This window comes from Bradyrhizobium sp. B124, assembly GCF_038967635.1.
Classification (GTDB): Bacteria; Pseudomonadota; Alphaproteobacteria; order Rhizobiales; family Xanthobacteraceae; genus Bradyrhizobium.
On the sequence record NZ_CP152413.1, the window covers coordinates 2,010,522 to 2,023,651 of the forward strand.

Below are 13,130 nucleotides of genomic sequence, written 5' to 3' on the forward strand. Positions count from 1 at the left end.
TCGCGCATGAGGCGGATGTGCGTGTGTTGATGGCGCTCCGTTCCCCTGCGGGCACAAGCAGCAAGGAGACCGGAACCATGACCACCGTATTCGCACGACCCAAACTGCAATTGTTTGGCGTCTCGACCGCCTTTGTCGTTCGCAAGATCAGCCTTTCCGACCTCGGCGACGCGCTGCGCCTCGGCTGGGAAGACTTCAAGGCCATCCCGACCCACGCCATCGTCCTGTGCGTGATGTACCCCGTCCTCGGACTTGTCCTGTTCAGACTTGTGATCGGCTATTCGGTGCTGCCGCTGCTGTTTCCGCTCGCCGCCGGCTTCGCCCTGATCGGTCCTTTCGCCGGATTGGGCCTCTACGAACTGAGTCGCCGCCGCGAGCGGGGAGAGGAGCCAGGAGCCTGGGATGCAATGCAGGTGCTGCGCGCGCCGTCGTTCGGCGCCATGCTCGAACTTGGCATTCTCCTGTTCGTTCTGTTCGGGGTCTGGATCGCCGCCGCGGACGCGATCTACATTGCGACTTTCGGCTATGCTCCGGCTGCGAGCATCCCTGATTTCGCAGAGCGCGTGTTGACGACACCCGAAGGCTGGTCGCTCATCGTCGTCGGATGCGGCGTCGGCTTCCTGTTCGCCCTGGTTGCTCTGTGCGTCAGCGTCGTCTCGTTTCCACTGATGCTCGACCGCCATGCGACAGCGATCGATGCGATCCGTACCTCGATACGGGCCGTGATGATGAATCCAATTGAGATGGCCGCGTGGGGATTGATCGTTGCGGTATTGCTCGCCGTGGGCTCGCTGCCATTCTTCGTCGGTCTCTGCGTCGTTCTGCCGGTGCTTGGTCATGCGACCTGGCATCTTTACAGGAAGGTGATCGAGCCTGACCCGAATCCTCCACAAGAGGAGCCCCGCCCGCCGATCGGTCACCGCTACGCGGCCGATTTCCCGGCCTCGCTCTTCCCGTGGAGCCGTGAGCGTTAGCGATACCGGCGCGAGCTTGATCGCTCGCAGGGCATGGCGGACGTAGTTGTTGTCGCGCCGATGGCGATTGACGTCTCCCGTTGATTGTCTCTTTGGCGGGAGGTAAAGCACTCGCGCAATCCGACGCTGATCGCGCCGGCGTCTTCCGGTGCGACGACCGCTCCGTTGCCAGGTGCTCATCATGGCTTCTTCCGATGCATTGGCTGCCGTCTTCACTCATATCGAAGCCAACCGCGACAGCTTCCTGCAGCGCCTGATCGCCTATCTGCGCCATCCGAGCATCAGCGCCGAGAACATCGGCATCGCTGAGGTCGGCGCCCTGCTGGTCGAGATGCTCACAGGGATCGGCCTCGAAGCCGGCCTTGTTCTCACGGAGGGTTATCCGATGGTGGTGGCGCGCTGGGAGAAGGCACCAGGCAAGCCGACCGTCCTGCTCTACGGACACTATGACGTACAGCCGGCCGACCCGCTCGAGAAATGGATATCGCCGCCGTTCGAGCCGACGATCCGGGACGGCCGGCTCTATGCACGCGGCGTCGGTGACAACAAGGGCCAGCACCTCGCCCAGATCCTGGCGATCGAATCCCATCTCAAGGTGCACGGCGAACTGCCCTGCAACGTCATCCTGCTGCTGGAGGGCGAGGAAGAGATCGGCAGCCCGCACATCGCCGGTTTCGTGCGCGCCAACGCGCATCTTTTGAAGGCCGATCTTGCCGTCACCGCCGACGGCCCGCGTCATGCCAGCGGCGCACCGACGATCAAATTCGGCTCGCGCGGCGTCGTCTCCTTCGAGTTGCGCTGCCGCCATGCCAGCCGCGACGTCCATTCCGGCAACTTCGGCGGCGTCGTGCCGAACCCGATCTGGACGCTGGTCCACCTTCTCGGCACGATGAAGAACGCGGCCGGTGAGATCACCATCGAGGGGCTGCATGATGCCGTCGAGCCACCGGCGGCTGAGGAACTGGCGGCGATCGAGCGCCTGCCGCTCGATATCGAGGCCGTCAAAGCGAGCCTTGCACTGAAGCGCCTCGACGCGCCTGCCGACCGCCCCTTCTACGACCGTCTCTGCTTCCAGCCGACGCTGACCATCAACGGTTTCCACGGCGGCTATGGCGGCCCCGGCACCAAGACGGTGCTGCCGAACGAGGCCTTCGTCAAATGCGACATCCGTCTCGTCGAGGCTCAGGACGCCGAGGACATCCTGCGCAAGGTCCGCGCTCACGTCGCCAAGCATGCGCCCGAGGTCGAGTTCGTCGCTGCAGACATGGGAATGCAGCCCTCGAAGACACCGATCGCCTCGCCCTACACCGCGCCGCTGCGCCGCGCCTTCGTTGCCGCCCATGGCCAGGAGCCGCTGCTGATACCGGCCGGCTTCGGCAGTCTGCCCAACTACGTTTTCACCAAGCTCCTGGGCATCCCCGCCTTCGTCACGCCCTATGCCAATCCGGACGAAGCCAACCATGCGCCGAACGAAAATATGACGCTGGACTGCTTCTACAGCGGCTTGCGGACCGGGGCTGCATTGTTGCACGAACTCGGCCAGTTCCGGCGCGAGGGCTAGACCCCGCCTGTCGAGGCAATAGAACAAGACCCGTAAGGCCATCGTGCAGGGAAAGCCGGATTGCTGCGGTTACACCTGTGGCCCTACCTCCCGTGCTTTTTGTTGCACCGGACTCATGGGTGCGATCGGCACCCGGCTTTCCCTGCGCCCTCTTCAAGCGAGAGAGCGGAATGAAGAGCAGAACTCGGACAATCATGTCGCGAGAATGCGGTGCCGCGCGCGAGCCGAAGTCACCCTCGGCCCGCGAAGCACAGCTGTGCCATCCCTCAATCGGTCACGTCCGCTTCAACACCGCCGGATCGACTGGCATCTTCCGCAGCCGCTTGCCGGTTGCCGCGAAGATCGCATTGTTGATCGCAGGCACGATTCCCGATGTCCCGGTCTCGCCCATGCCGCCGGGCGGCTCGGTGCTCGGCACGATATGGACCTCGATGGCCGGAGCCTGATCGATCCGCAGCATCTGGTAGCTGTCGAAATTGCTCTGCTCGATGCGGCCGTCCTTCAGCGTGATTTCGCCATAGAGCGCGGCGGTGACCCCGAAATTGATGCCGCTCTGCAGCTGCGCCTGCACCGTGTCGGGATTGACCACGGTGCCGCAATCCATCGCGCAGACGACGCGGTGGACGCGGACCGAACCGTCCTTGGCAACCTCGACCTCGGCGACCTGTGCGAGGTAGCTGCCGAACACGAATTGCAGCGACACGCCGCGGCCGCGCCCGGCAGGCAACTTGCCGCCCCAGCCGGCCTTGGCCGCCGCGAGCTCGAGCGCCGCCTTGGCGCGCGGCGACTTGCCGAGCAACGCCCGGCGATAATCGACCGGGTCCTGCTTGGCGGCCGCCGCCATCTCGTCGATCACGCTTTCGGTGACGAACACGTTGTGCGAGGGCCCGACGCTGCGCCAGAACGCGGTCGGAATGCCGGGCGGCTCGACCCGGACATATTCGACGTGGAAGTTCGGAATGTCATAGACGAGATCGATCGCACCCTCTGTCGTGTCGGGGTCGAGACCGTTGCGGAACGCCGGCGGTGCCCATCGCGCAATGACGGAAGAACCCGCGAACCGATTGTTCCAGGCGACCGGCTTGCCCGATGCATCGAGACCGACCGCAATCCGGTCGCACCAGTACGGCCGGTACATGTCGTGCTGGATGTCCTCCTCGCGGGTCCACACCACCTTGACCGGCGCATCGACCTGCTTTGCGATCTGCACGGCGCGAATGACGCCATCGACCTCGAGCCTGCGGCCAAAGCCGCCGCCGAGCAGATGATTGTGCACCACCACCTTCTCGGGCGGCAGGTCCAGCATCTTCGCGGCTACCGCCTGCACGCGCGAGAGCGCCTGATTGCCGACCCAGATTTCGCAGCCGTCGACGCGAACATGCACGGTGCAGTTCATCGGCTCCATCGTGGCATGGGCGAGGAACGGCAGCTGATAGGTCGCCTCGAGTTTGGTCGCCGCGCCCGCCATCGCCTTGTCGGCGTCGCCGATATTCTGCGCGACCGCGCCGGGCTTCGTGGTGGCGGCTTCGAGCTCGCGCGCGATATCTGACGTGGCGAGCTTGGCGTGGGGCCCTTCGTCCCACTCGATCGTGAGCGCCGCGAGACCTTTCTTCGCCGCCCCCATGTGATCGGCCACCACGGCGACCGCGTCATCGAGCTTCACGATCTGGCGCACGCCGTTGACGGCCTTTGCCGCCGCATCATCCACGCGCTTGACCCGCCCGCCGAACACGGGAGACTGAGCCAGCGTCGCGACCTTCACGCCGGGCGGCCGCGCGTCGATGCCATAGACCGCCGAGCCGTTGATCTTGGAGGGCGTATCGAGCCGCTTGGCCGGCGTGCCGATCAGCTTGAACTCGGCCGGGCTCTTCAGCGCCACGTTCTCCGGCACCGGCATCTGCGCCGCATCGGCCGCCAGTTCGCCGTAACCGAGCTTTCGTCCCGACGCTGCATGATGCACCTCGCCGTTCTCGGCGCGGCACGAGCCGGGTTCGACGTTCCAGCGCTTCGCCGCGGCTGCGACCAGCATCGCTTTCGCGGTGGCGCCGGCTTTGCGCATCGGCTGCCAGGCGCCGCGCATGGCATTCGAATTGCCGGTGGCCTGCACGCCGAGCAGCGGGTTGGCATAGAGCTTGTCGCTCGGCGGCGCGTGCTCGAGCTGAACCTGCGTCAGGCCGATCTCGAGCTCCTCGGCGATCAGCATCGGGATCGAGGTGTAGGTGCCCTGCCCCATCTCGACATAGGGCATCGTGAGCACGACCTTGCCGTCGCCGCCGATCCGAATGAAGGCATTCGGCGCGAAGTCACCGGCGGCCACGGCTCCGCTCTCGCGGCTCGCGAACGGCAGGCTCACGCTGAGCAGCAGGCCGCCGCCTGCGATCGCGCTGGCGCGAAGGAAGTTGCGGCGCGACAGATCGGCGGAGCGCTCAGACACATTGTTCATCAGCGTCATGATCAACCTCCCGACTGCGCGGCTTGCTTGATGGCTTCGCGAATGCGGACATAGGTCCCACAGCGACAGATGTTGCCCGACATCGCGTCGTCGATGTCAGCATCGGTCGGCTTCGGCTTGCCTGCGAGCAAGGCGGCGGCGGACATGATCTGCCCGGACTGGCAGTAGCCGCATTGCGGCACCTCATGCGCGAGCCAGGCGTCCTGGATCTTCTTGCCGGCCGGCGTGTTGCCGACCGCCTCGATGGTCGTGATCTTGGAGTCGCCGATGCTGTCGATCGTCGTGATGCAGGAGCGCACCGCGCTGTCATCGAGATGCACCGTGCAGGCGCCGCACAGCGCCATGCCGCAGCCGAATTTGGTGCCGGTCATGCCGAGCACGTCGCGCAGCACCCACAGCAGCGGCGTATCGCCATCGGCATCGACCGAATGACCGGTCCCATTGATCATGATCTGGAAAGGCATCCTGACACTCCTGTCCTGGTTCGAGACCCGCCCGGACTGCGCCCCTCCGGGCGCAACCGCGACATTCCGAAGCGATCGAACGCGCATTCGCGCCGATTACTCACTTGTGGTAATAAATCCAATTCCAATGCCGCATAAGCGGCGCGATGATGCGCAATGAAATAACCATTGGTTTATAATCCATGGACCGACTGACCAGCATGGCCGTGTTCGCCCGCGTCGCCGATCTCGGCTCCTTCACTGCGGCGGCCAAAGAGCTGCGGATCTCGCCGACCATGATCGGCAAGCATATCCGTTTTCTCGAGGACCGGCTCGGCTCGCAATTGATCAACCGGTCGACGCGGCGGCAGGGTCTCACCGAACTCGGCCGCAGTTATCTCGATCACTGCAAGCAGTTGCTGGAACAGGCCGAGGCCGGCGATGCGCTGGTCGAGGAGGCGTTGAGCGCGCCGCGCGGCAAGCTGCGCGTGGCGACCTCGGTCGCCTTCGGGTCGTACAGCCTGGCGCCCGCGCTCGTCCGTTTCATGAAGAGATATCCGGAAGTCTCGGTCGACCTCGTGCTCAGCGACGGGATGGTCGATCTGCTCGAGGAAGGCCTCGACGCCGCGATCCGCGTCGGCACGCTGACCGACTCCACCATGATGTCGCGCTCGCTGTCGCCCTACACAGGAGTGGTGTGCGCCGCGCCGAGCTATCTCGCCGAACGCGGCACACCAACGCATCCGGGAGATCTCACCCACCATGAATGCCTGCGCTATCCCGGCTGGTCGGACGGGCAGCGATGGACCTTCGTCGGACCGGAGGGCGAAGTGCATGTCGATGTCGCGAGCCGCTTCTTCATCAACAGCGCGTTCGGCATCCGCTATGCGGCGCTGGCCGGCGCTGGCATCGTGCTGATGCGCGACGAACTGCTGGCCGACGATATCGCCGCAGGCCGGCTGCAGGTGCTGCTGCCGAACTACTCGACGCAAGCCCGCGCGCGCCAGATCCTGTGGCCGAAGCACCGCAAGATGACACCGAAGCTCCGCGCCCTGATCGACTTCATTGTGGAGACCTATGGCTGAGACCAATTGACCCGGTGCAATTCGGAAGATCATGTCTCGAGAACGCGGATGTATGACTCACCGGCCAAGCAACACATTCGCTGTCGTCCCGGCGAAAGCCGGGACCCATAACCCCAAATAGCAGTTGTTGCGCGACGCTGGGGCCACGATCTCGTTCATAGTCGAATTCGGTGGTTATGGGTCCTGGCTTTCGCCAGGACGACGAGAATGTTTGCAGCGGGCGGCGCAACAAACTCACTGTCGTCCCTGCGAAAGCAGGGACCCATAACCACCAATGTAAATTGATGCGCGACGTTGGAACGACGAGTCCCGCCTACAGCATCCGCCGCGGCGTATGGGTCCCTGCTTTCGCAGGGACGACGGCGGTATACGTGGCGCCAGCGGCGCAACCCATGCCGCCACGCCAACCCTCACTTCACCAGCGCCTCGACCTCCTTGCGGAATGCCTGGCGCGAGCCGTCGCGGGAGTAGAACATGTGGCCGCCGGGATAGACCGCGAGCCTGGTGCGGCCCGGACCCGCGAAGGCCGGCAGCTGGTCGAGGATGATCTTCGAGGCGAAGTACGGCGTTGCGAGATCGAACAGGCCGTGACCGATCAGGAGCTTCAGCTTGGGGTCGAGCGCCAGCATCTGGCGCAGCTGCGTCACCGATTCCGGCGGGCTGATGCCGTGGCCGAACTCCCAGCCCTTGCTCACGCTTTCGCTGAGCAGATGATACGAACCGTCCGGCCGCCAGTTCAGTCTGCGCGTCGTGAGGTCGACGGCGGCGCTGGTCAGCGGCGCCATCAGCGGATCGCCGGACGGATCGTTGAAGCGGAAGGAGCTGGAGTCCGGATAGGGATCGAAGCCTTCGATCGAGGCATCGTAGCGGCCGGTCACCTTGCCGTTCTTGCGATCGAACTCGCGGCGGAATTCGCTGATGTCGAAGCGGCCGGCGAGCCTGCGGCTCACCGCCGGATCGATGCCGGTCAGGCTCGCGACCTTGTCGGCGAGCCGCGCGGTGGCCTCGGTGTCGGCCTGCCCTTTGACGAGATCGAGCAGGAAATCGCCGCGCGCGTAGCTCTCGACGTCGGCAAGATCCTCGCGCGTCACCGGCCCCTTCGCCTGCCGCGCGACCGCCGTCATGGTCGGCAGGCTCGCGACATATTGCAGGAGGCTGGAGCCGGTATAGTCGCGGAAATCGAGCACCGGCGAGATCAGGATCAGGCCGCGTACGCCGACACCCTGCTGCATTTGCAGATTGCGCACCACCTTGGGTCCGCGAATGCCGCCATAGCTTTCACCGGCAACGTATTTCGGCGAGGTCAGCCGGTCGTATTTCTCCAGCCAGCGGCGGATCACCAGCGCAACCGAATTGGCATCGCCATCGACGGTGAAGAAGCGCTTGCGCGCATCCTCCGAGGTGGTGACGAAACGGCTGTAGCCGGTGCCGACCGGATCGATGAAGACAAGATCGGTGAAATCGAGCCAGGTGTCCGCATTCGGCTGCAGCTCCGGCGAGGCCGAGGCCACCGCTCCGTCGAACGGCAGTCGCCACGGCCCAACATTGCCGAATTGCAGCCAGGCGGACGCGGAGCCCGGCCCGCCGTTGAACAGGAACGTCACCGGGCGGCTCGCCTTCTCGGCACCGTCGAGCTGATAGGAGGTGTAGGCGATGTCGGCGAGCGGCTCGCCCTTGTCGTCGAACACGCGGATCGAGCCCGCGGTCGCGCTGAAGGCGAGCGTGCGGCCGGGCAGCGCGACCGATTGCTTGGTCGTGGAATCCGGCGGCAGGCGGTGTTGCTCGGCGGCAGGCGCGTTGGCCGCGGCATTGGCGCCGGAGCCGGTCTCGCCGCGCCCAGCCCGTCCCTTCTGGCCGCTTGGGTTCTGACCGCTTGGGGCCTGCGCGCTCGGCGACGGCGACGGCTGCGGGGTCTCGTCGTCGGCCCGCACCGCGGTTGCGAGGCAGGCCACCAGCAACGCCGCGGTGAGCTGTGTCGCAAAACTGTTAGCCATGCCGTTCACTCCCTGGGCCGACATTTACGCCTATCACTAGCGAACTGCGCTAGTCTGGCGGCACCCGTTGGGCATCGGGTCTCTCACGGGACCATCTCGACAAGGCCGCCCGGGATGTATAGACGAGCGCGGCGTGTTCCGTGCCAAACGAGTTCGTGAGCGATGGCTAGCTCCAAGCGGTATGACAAGATCGCCTTCGTCGCCAGCGCCAGTGCGGAAGCGCAGACCGCGCTCGAGCAGCTGACCGCGATGTACGGCAACCATTCGGCCGCCGATGCCGACGTCGTGGTTGCGCTCGGCGGCGACGGATTGATGCTGCAGACGCTGCACGCCAACATGCGCAGCGGCAAGCCGATCTACGGCATGCATCGCGGCACCGTCGGCTTCCTGATGAACGAATATTCGACGCACGATCTGCGCACGCGGTTGGCCGCTTCGCGGGAGTCGCTGATCAATCCGCTCCTGATGCGCGCGACCGACATCCACGGCGCGGTGCATCTGCATCACGCCATCAACGAGGTCGCGCTGTTCCGGCAGACCTACCAGGTCGCCAAGCTGCGCATCCTGATCGATGAGCATGAGCGGATGCCCGAGCTGATGGCCGACGGCATCCTGGTGGCGACGCCGGCCGGGTCGACCGCCTACAACCTCTCCGCCCAGGGTCCGATCCTGCCGATCAACGCGGCGCTCCTGGCGCTGACCCCGATCAGCGCCTTCCGGCCGCGGCGCTGGCGCGGCGCGCTGCTGCCGAACTCCGCCTTCGTGGTGATCGAGGTGATCGAGGACGAGAAGCGCCCGGTTGCCGCGGTCGCCGACCATGACGAGGTCCGCGACGTCCGCCGCGTCGAGGTGCTGTCCGACAAGACGATCGCGATGCGGATGCTGTTCGATCCCGGCCACTCGCTCGAAGAGCGAATCCTGCGCGAGCAGTTCGGCTACTGACGGCGCGCCGCCCCACCCTGCCCGGCAACCAATCATTAACCCCGGGCGGGATATGGTTAACGCTGGGTAATACCGCATTGGCCCGGTATGCCCGTTCGGGACCGGACCATGTATCGCATCGATTTCAACAAGCTGCGATTTTTGATTTGCGACGACAATCCGCACATGCGCCGCATCCTGCGGACGCTGCTGCATTCGTTCGGCGCGCGCGAGGTCTATGAGGCCGAGGACGGCGCGACCGCGCTCGAGATGTACACCCATTACGTGCCCGACATCGTCATCACCGACTGGTCGATGCCGATCTTCGACGGGCTCGAGCTCGCGCAGATGATCCGGCAGCCGGAATCCAAGGGCAATCCCTACGCGCCGATCATCATGCTGACCGGCCATTCCGAGAAGCGCCGCGTCACCGTGGCGCGCGATGCCGGCGTCACCGAATTCCTGGCCAAGCCGATCTCGGCCAAGGGCCTCTACCAGCGCATCATGAACGTGGTCGCGAATCCGCGCCCGTTCATCAAGACCAAGACCTATTTCGGCCCCGACCGCCGCCGCAACACCACCAACACCTATATCGGCCCCGAACGCCGCGGCAGCGGCGAGGTCGAAATCCTGCAACAGCCGTCGCTGCTCGAGAAGGCGCGCTCGAGCATTTAGGATATCGCCATGGCGAAAGACAAACCCGGGACGATCGAGGTCAAGAGCTTCGGCACCCACCATGTCATCACGCAGCCGAACCCGCTGCGCAAGGTGCTGCTGCGCGTCCCCGAGAGCGATCTCGATGATCCGGTCGGCCGCGCCGAAAAGGCGCTCGCCGGGCTGTCGGGCGAATTCAAGGAATGGATGACGATCGAGGCCGACCGCCTCTCCGCCGCGCACGACACGGTGCAGCGCGAGGGCTTCAACGACAGGACGCGCGAGGAGCTGTTCCGCGCCGCGCATGACATCAAGGGCGATGCCGCGACATTCGGTTATCCCTCGGCGGCGGCGGCGGCCGAGAGCCTGTGCCGCATCATCGAGCACGCGCCTGACCTCGCCGCGGTGCCGCAACAGCTGATCGCGCACCACATCAATGCCGTTCAGGCGATCGTACGGAACCGCACCAAGCTCGACACCGCGGTCGTGGCCGGCGTGCTGAGCAAGCAGCTCCGCGGCATCGCCGACGAGTTCCTGACCCACGCCAACCGCGACCGCCCCGAGCATCTCGAGGCCATCCTCGCGCCGAGCATTGTGCCGGGCGAATAACAGCGCGCCGCGGCGGCGGCCACGGCTTCAACTATCGTCAATCTCGGGAAACGCGGCCTTCAGGCCGCGATCAGATCGTCGTCGTAAGGCAGCACCGCGATCGCGTCTTCCGCGGCGAGCTCCTCGCAGAACATGCGCGCATCCTCGCGGGCCGATTCCGTCGCAAAGCGGCGCAGCAGGATCAGCAGCGGCTCGGCGGCCGAATGATCGGTCTCGCAATGGGTCAGCACACGCTCGACCATGCGGCGATGCAGCCGCGCCGCACCGTCGCCGCTGTCGACATAGCCGACCTCGTGGCTGGCTTCGAGCGCGACGCGGAACGCCGCGTAGGTGGATTCCGGCAGGCCGGCGCGCCGCAGCAGCGCCTGCAGGCCGTTGCCGCCGCGGTCGTTCAACAGCGCGGAAACCCGGCCATAGGGCAGTCCGGACAGTTCGGCGAGCGCGGCTCCGAACAGGTCGAGATTGCCCGACAGCAGCGCGCGCAGGATCAGCCCGGCGGTGAGCTGGCCGGTGGCGCGCAGATGCGTGATCAGATTCTGCATGTCGTCGCCGAAGGCACGCGCGGCGATGTTCACCGTGGAGCGCTCCTTCGCCTCGCCGGCGATGCGGTCGGCGCGGTCGGCGCCGAGCCAGTTTCGCGCGACGACGAACTGCGCCAGCGTGTCGGAGAGCTTTGCGACCAGCGCGAGCCGCGTCGCCGACGGCAAATCTTCCAGCTGCAGCATCGATTCCCTGATGGCGGCGAGATGGCCGTGGCGCTCGACGATGCGGTCCCAGGAGAATGGCGCGAGGCCGGCATATGGATTTTCGATCAGCTCGAGCGCAGCCGCCGCCGAGCCAACCTCGGCGATCGCCGCGGCGACCGAGGCCGGCAGATTGGCGCGGCGCGCGATCGCGCACTGCATCTCGTCGGAGCCGGTCGCGACGATGTCGACCAGGTCGGCATCGATCAAGAGCGGTGAATGCTCCAGCACCGGCAGCGCGATCGCCGGCTGGTCGGCCGACAGCGCCTGCACGATCGTAGCCGGCGCCTCCGCGCTGTATGCAAACACCTCGGCCATCGCCTGTCGCACCAGCGGCGACGGGTCGTCGAGCAGCATCAGCAGCGCGCCTTCGGCCGCGATGCGGTTGTCCTCGGTGAGATCCGAAATGAGCCAGGCCCGGGCCAACGCCCGCGTCGCCTCTGCCCGCTCGCCCGCTGGTGCGGTCCTAATCCAACTAATGAACTGCCGAACGATCATGGTCCTGCCGGCTTACGCAACGAGACGGCATCGACATACGACGCCACTACAAGGAAAAATAAACCATGACGCTTAACAAAGGGTTCACCATAAACGTTTGGGATTATTGACGTTTCGTTAAGACGGCCACGGCGCAGGGCTTCGCGCGTGCAGCAAGACGGCGCTAGCCGCTGCTGTAGGTGCCGTTCGGGTCGCTGAACAGATCAAGCCGCCCGGGCGCGCGGACCTTTGGCGTCGCCGATGTGGTCAGCGATGCGGAATTGCCCCACAGTTCCTGCACCGCCGGCGAGATCGGCTCCGAACGGTCGCCGCCCTGGTAGAGCGAGCGGAAGGCCGGCGCCGGCTGCGCCGATGCGACGGCCGAGGTCGCACCGGCTGATGAGGCCGCGCGGGCATTCGGGAAGGTCGAGAGATAGGACGCAGTGTCCATGGCCTGCGCCTGTGTCGGCGCAGCGCTTGCGATCGCATTGGGGCTCATGGTGCCGCCGCCCGCCGCTGCAAAGGCCGTGCGCGTGTCGCTTGAATTCGCAGCCGCGGCGTAGCGTGTGGTCAACACCGAATAGACTTGGCTGACGCTGCGCGCGCTGCCCGACTTGTCATAGAAGATCGACTGGTTGGCGGCCGCAGCCTTCGGAAACATCGCAGCCGCATTGGCGCTCGGACTGTCCTCGGCGCTCGAGATCAGCTTGCCGGCGCCGCCGACGCCCATGAAATGCGCCATATAGAGCTCGGCATCGGTCGGACGACGGCCGAGCGTGCCGGTGAGCTTGAAGCTGTTGGATTGCGTCAGCACCGCCGCCATCGACGACGCCGCATCGGGATCGTCGCGCAGCTTCATGACCGCGCTTCGCGCGGATGGATCGCTGACCGAATAGCTGCCGTCGGAGTTCTTGGTGATGGCGTCGGCATACTGGCCGTAGCCGAGCTGGCTTCCGGCCTCCTTGACGGTGCCGAGCCAGGTCTGGTCGATGAATTGATAAAGCCCATGCGCCGACGAGGTCGTGGCGCCCGCCCGCGGATTGAAATTGGATTCCATCTTCGCGGTCGTGAGCAAATATTCGAAGCTGGTGCCGGTGGTCGCGGCCGCCTGCTTGATCGAACCGGCGACCTTCAGGCGCGAAGCATCGACACCTGCCGAAGCCGTCGCATTGAAGAGGTCGACCGCCATCTATCGGGTGCCTTGCCGGGCGCCGGCA

General features: G+C 65.6%; 11 protein-coding genes. 6 read left to right on the top strand and 5 right to left on the bottom strand.

Annotation, left to right across the window (positions count from 1 at the left end):
* Positions 1 to 77 precede the first annotated feature (77 nt).
* On the top strand, positions 78 to 974 hold the full coding sequence (locus AAFG13_RS09690) for a DUF2189 domain-containing protein (protein WP_212309816.1): 897 nt from the start codon (positions 78 to 80) through the stop codon (positions 972 to 974).
* Positions 975 to 1,155: 181 nt separating this feature from the next.
* Positions 1,156 to 2,535, top strand: coding sequence for a M20/M25/M40 family metallo-hydrolase (locus AAFG13_RS09695; protein WP_342711881.1), 1,380 nt, complete (start codon positions 1,156 to 1,158; stop codon positions 2,533 to 2,535).
* Between the two features lie 274 nt (positions 2,536 to 2,809).
* Here the strand turns inward: AAFG13_RS09695 and AAFG13_RS09700 are convergent, their stop codons facing one another.
* Positions 2,810 to 4,987, bottom strand: coding sequence for a xanthine dehydrogenase family protein molybdopterin-binding subunit (locus AAFG13_RS09700; RefSeq protein WP_342711882.1), 2,178 nt, complete (start codon positions 4,985 to 4,987; stop codon positions 2,810 to 2,812).
* Between the two features lie 2 nt (positions 4,988 to 4,989).
* Positions 4,990 to 5,451: a (2Fe-2S)-binding protein gene (locus tag AAFG13_RS09705; RefSeq protein ID WP_342711883.1), complete on the bottom strand. Its 462-nt coding sequence runs from the start codon at positions 5,449 to 5,451 to the stop codon at positions 4,990 to 4,992.
* 182 nt (positions 5,452 to 5,633) lie between these two features.
* On the opposite strand from AAFG13_RS09705, the gene AAFG13_RS09710 reads away from it, so the two are divergent.
* Entirely contained in the window at positions 5,634 to 6,515 is an 882-nt protein-coding gene (locus AAFG13_RS09710) for a LysR substrate-binding domain-containing protein (RefSeq protein ID WP_212309820.1), read from the top strand.
* A gap of 410 nt (positions 6,516 to 6,925) precedes the next feature.
* Here the strand turns inward: AAFG13_RS09710 and AAFG13_RS09715 are convergent, their stop codons facing one another.
* Positions 6,926 to 8,509: a peptidase S10 gene (locus AAFG13_RS09715; protein WP_342711884.1), complete on the bottom strand. Its 1,584-nt coding sequence runs from the start codon at positions 8,507 to 8,509 to the stop codon at positions 6,926 to 6,928.
* A 162-nt stretch (positions 8,510 to 8,671) separates the two neighbouring features.
* Here AAFG13_RS09715 and AAFG13_RS09720 point away from each other — a divergent pair, with 162 nt between their 5' ends.
* The 3 genes from AAFG13_RS09720 to AAFG13_RS09730 all read left to right on the top strand — a co-directional run bounded on the left by AAFG13_RS09720 (position 8,672) and on the right by AAFG13_RS09730 (position 10,693).
* Positions 8,672 to 9,451 (top strand): NAD kinase, encoded by a 780-nt coding sequence (locus AAFG13_RS09720; protein ID WP_176530474.1) that lies wholly within the window; start codon positions 8,672 to 8,674, stop codon positions 9,449 to 9,451.
* Between the two features lie 108 nt (positions 9,452 to 9,559).
* Positions 9,560 to 10,105, top strand: coding sequence for a response regulator (locus AAFG13_RS09725; RefSeq protein WP_194460645.1), 546 nt, complete (start codon positions 9,560 to 9,562; stop codon positions 10,103 to 10,105).
* Positions 10,106 to 10,114: 9 nt separating this feature from the next.
* Positions 10,115 to 10,693, top strand: coding sequence for an Hpt domain-containing protein (locus AAFG13_RS09730; RefSeq protein WP_212309822.1), 579 nt, complete (start codon positions 10,115 to 10,117; stop codon positions 10,691 to 10,693).
* 59 nt (positions 10,694 to 10,752) lie between these two features.
* Here the strand turns inward: AAFG13_RS09730 and AAFG13_RS09735 are convergent, their stop codons facing one another.
* Both AAFG13_RS09735 and AAFG13_RS09740 read right to left on the bottom strand, forming a co-directional pair.
* The gene (locus AAFG13_RS09735; protein ID WP_212309823.1) at positions 10,753 to 11,934 is read right to left on the bottom strand and encodes a DUF2336 domain-containing protein; all 1,182 of its coding nucleotides are present in this window, start codon (positions 11,932 to 11,934) and stop codon (positions 10,753 to 10,755) included.
* A gap of 163 nt (positions 11,935 to 12,097) precedes the next feature.
* Complete coding sequence (locus AAFG13_RS09740) at positions 12,098 to 13,102, bottom strand: transglycosylase SLT domain-containing protein (RefSeq protein ID WP_212309824.1); 1,005 nt, start codon at positions 13,100 to 13,102, stop codon at positions 12,098 to 12,100.
* Positions 13,103 to 13,130 lie beyond the last annotated feature (28 nt).

Excerpts from the sequence above, each read along its gene's own strand:
- AAFG13_RS09690 (WP_212309816.1), top strand. The coding sequence starts at position 78 with ATGACCACCGTATTCGCACGACCCAAACTGCAATTGTTTGGCGTCTCG.
- AAFG13_RS09695 (WP_342711881.1), top strand. The coding sequence starts at position 1,156 with ATGGCTTCTTCCGATGCATTGGCTGCCGTCTTCACTCATATCGAAGCC.
- AAFG13_RS09700 (WP_342711882.1), bottom strand. The coding sequence starts at position 4,987 with ATGACGCTGATGAACAATGTGTCTGAGCGCTCCGCCGATCTGTCGCGC.
- AAFG13_RS09705 (WP_342711883.1), bottom strand. The coding sequence starts at position 5,451 with ATGCCTTTCCAGATCATGATCAATGGGACCGGTCATTCGGTCGATGCC.
- AAFG13_RS09710 (WP_212309820.1), top strand. The coding sequence starts at position 5,634 with ATGGACCGACTGACCAGCATGGCCGTGTTCGCCCGCGTCGCCGATCTC.
- AAFG13_RS09715 (WP_342711884.1), bottom strand. The coding sequence starts at position 8,509 with ATGGCTAACAGTTTTGCGACACAGCTCACCGCGGCGTTGCTGGTGGCC.
- AAFG13_RS09720 (WP_176530474.1), top strand. The coding sequence starts at position 8,672 with ATGGCTAGCTCCAAGCGGTATGACAAGATCGCCTTCGTCGCCAGCGCC.
- AAFG13_RS09725 (WP_194460645.1), top strand. The coding sequence starts at position 9,560 with ATGTATCGCATCGATTTCAACAAGCTGCGATTTTTGATTTGCGACGAC.
- AAFG13_RS09730 (WP_212309822.1), top strand. The coding sequence starts at position 10,115 with ATGGCGAAAGACAAACCCGGGACGATCGAGGTCAAGAGCTTCGGCACC.
- AAFG13_RS09735 (WP_212309823.1), bottom strand. The coding sequence starts at position 11,934 with ATGATCGTTCGGCAGTTCATTAGTTGGATTAGGACCGCACCAGCGGGC.
- AAFG13_RS09740 (WP_212309824.1), bottom strand. The coding sequence starts at position 13,102 with ATGGCGGTCGACCTCTTCAATGCGACGGCTTCGGCAGGTGTCGATGCT.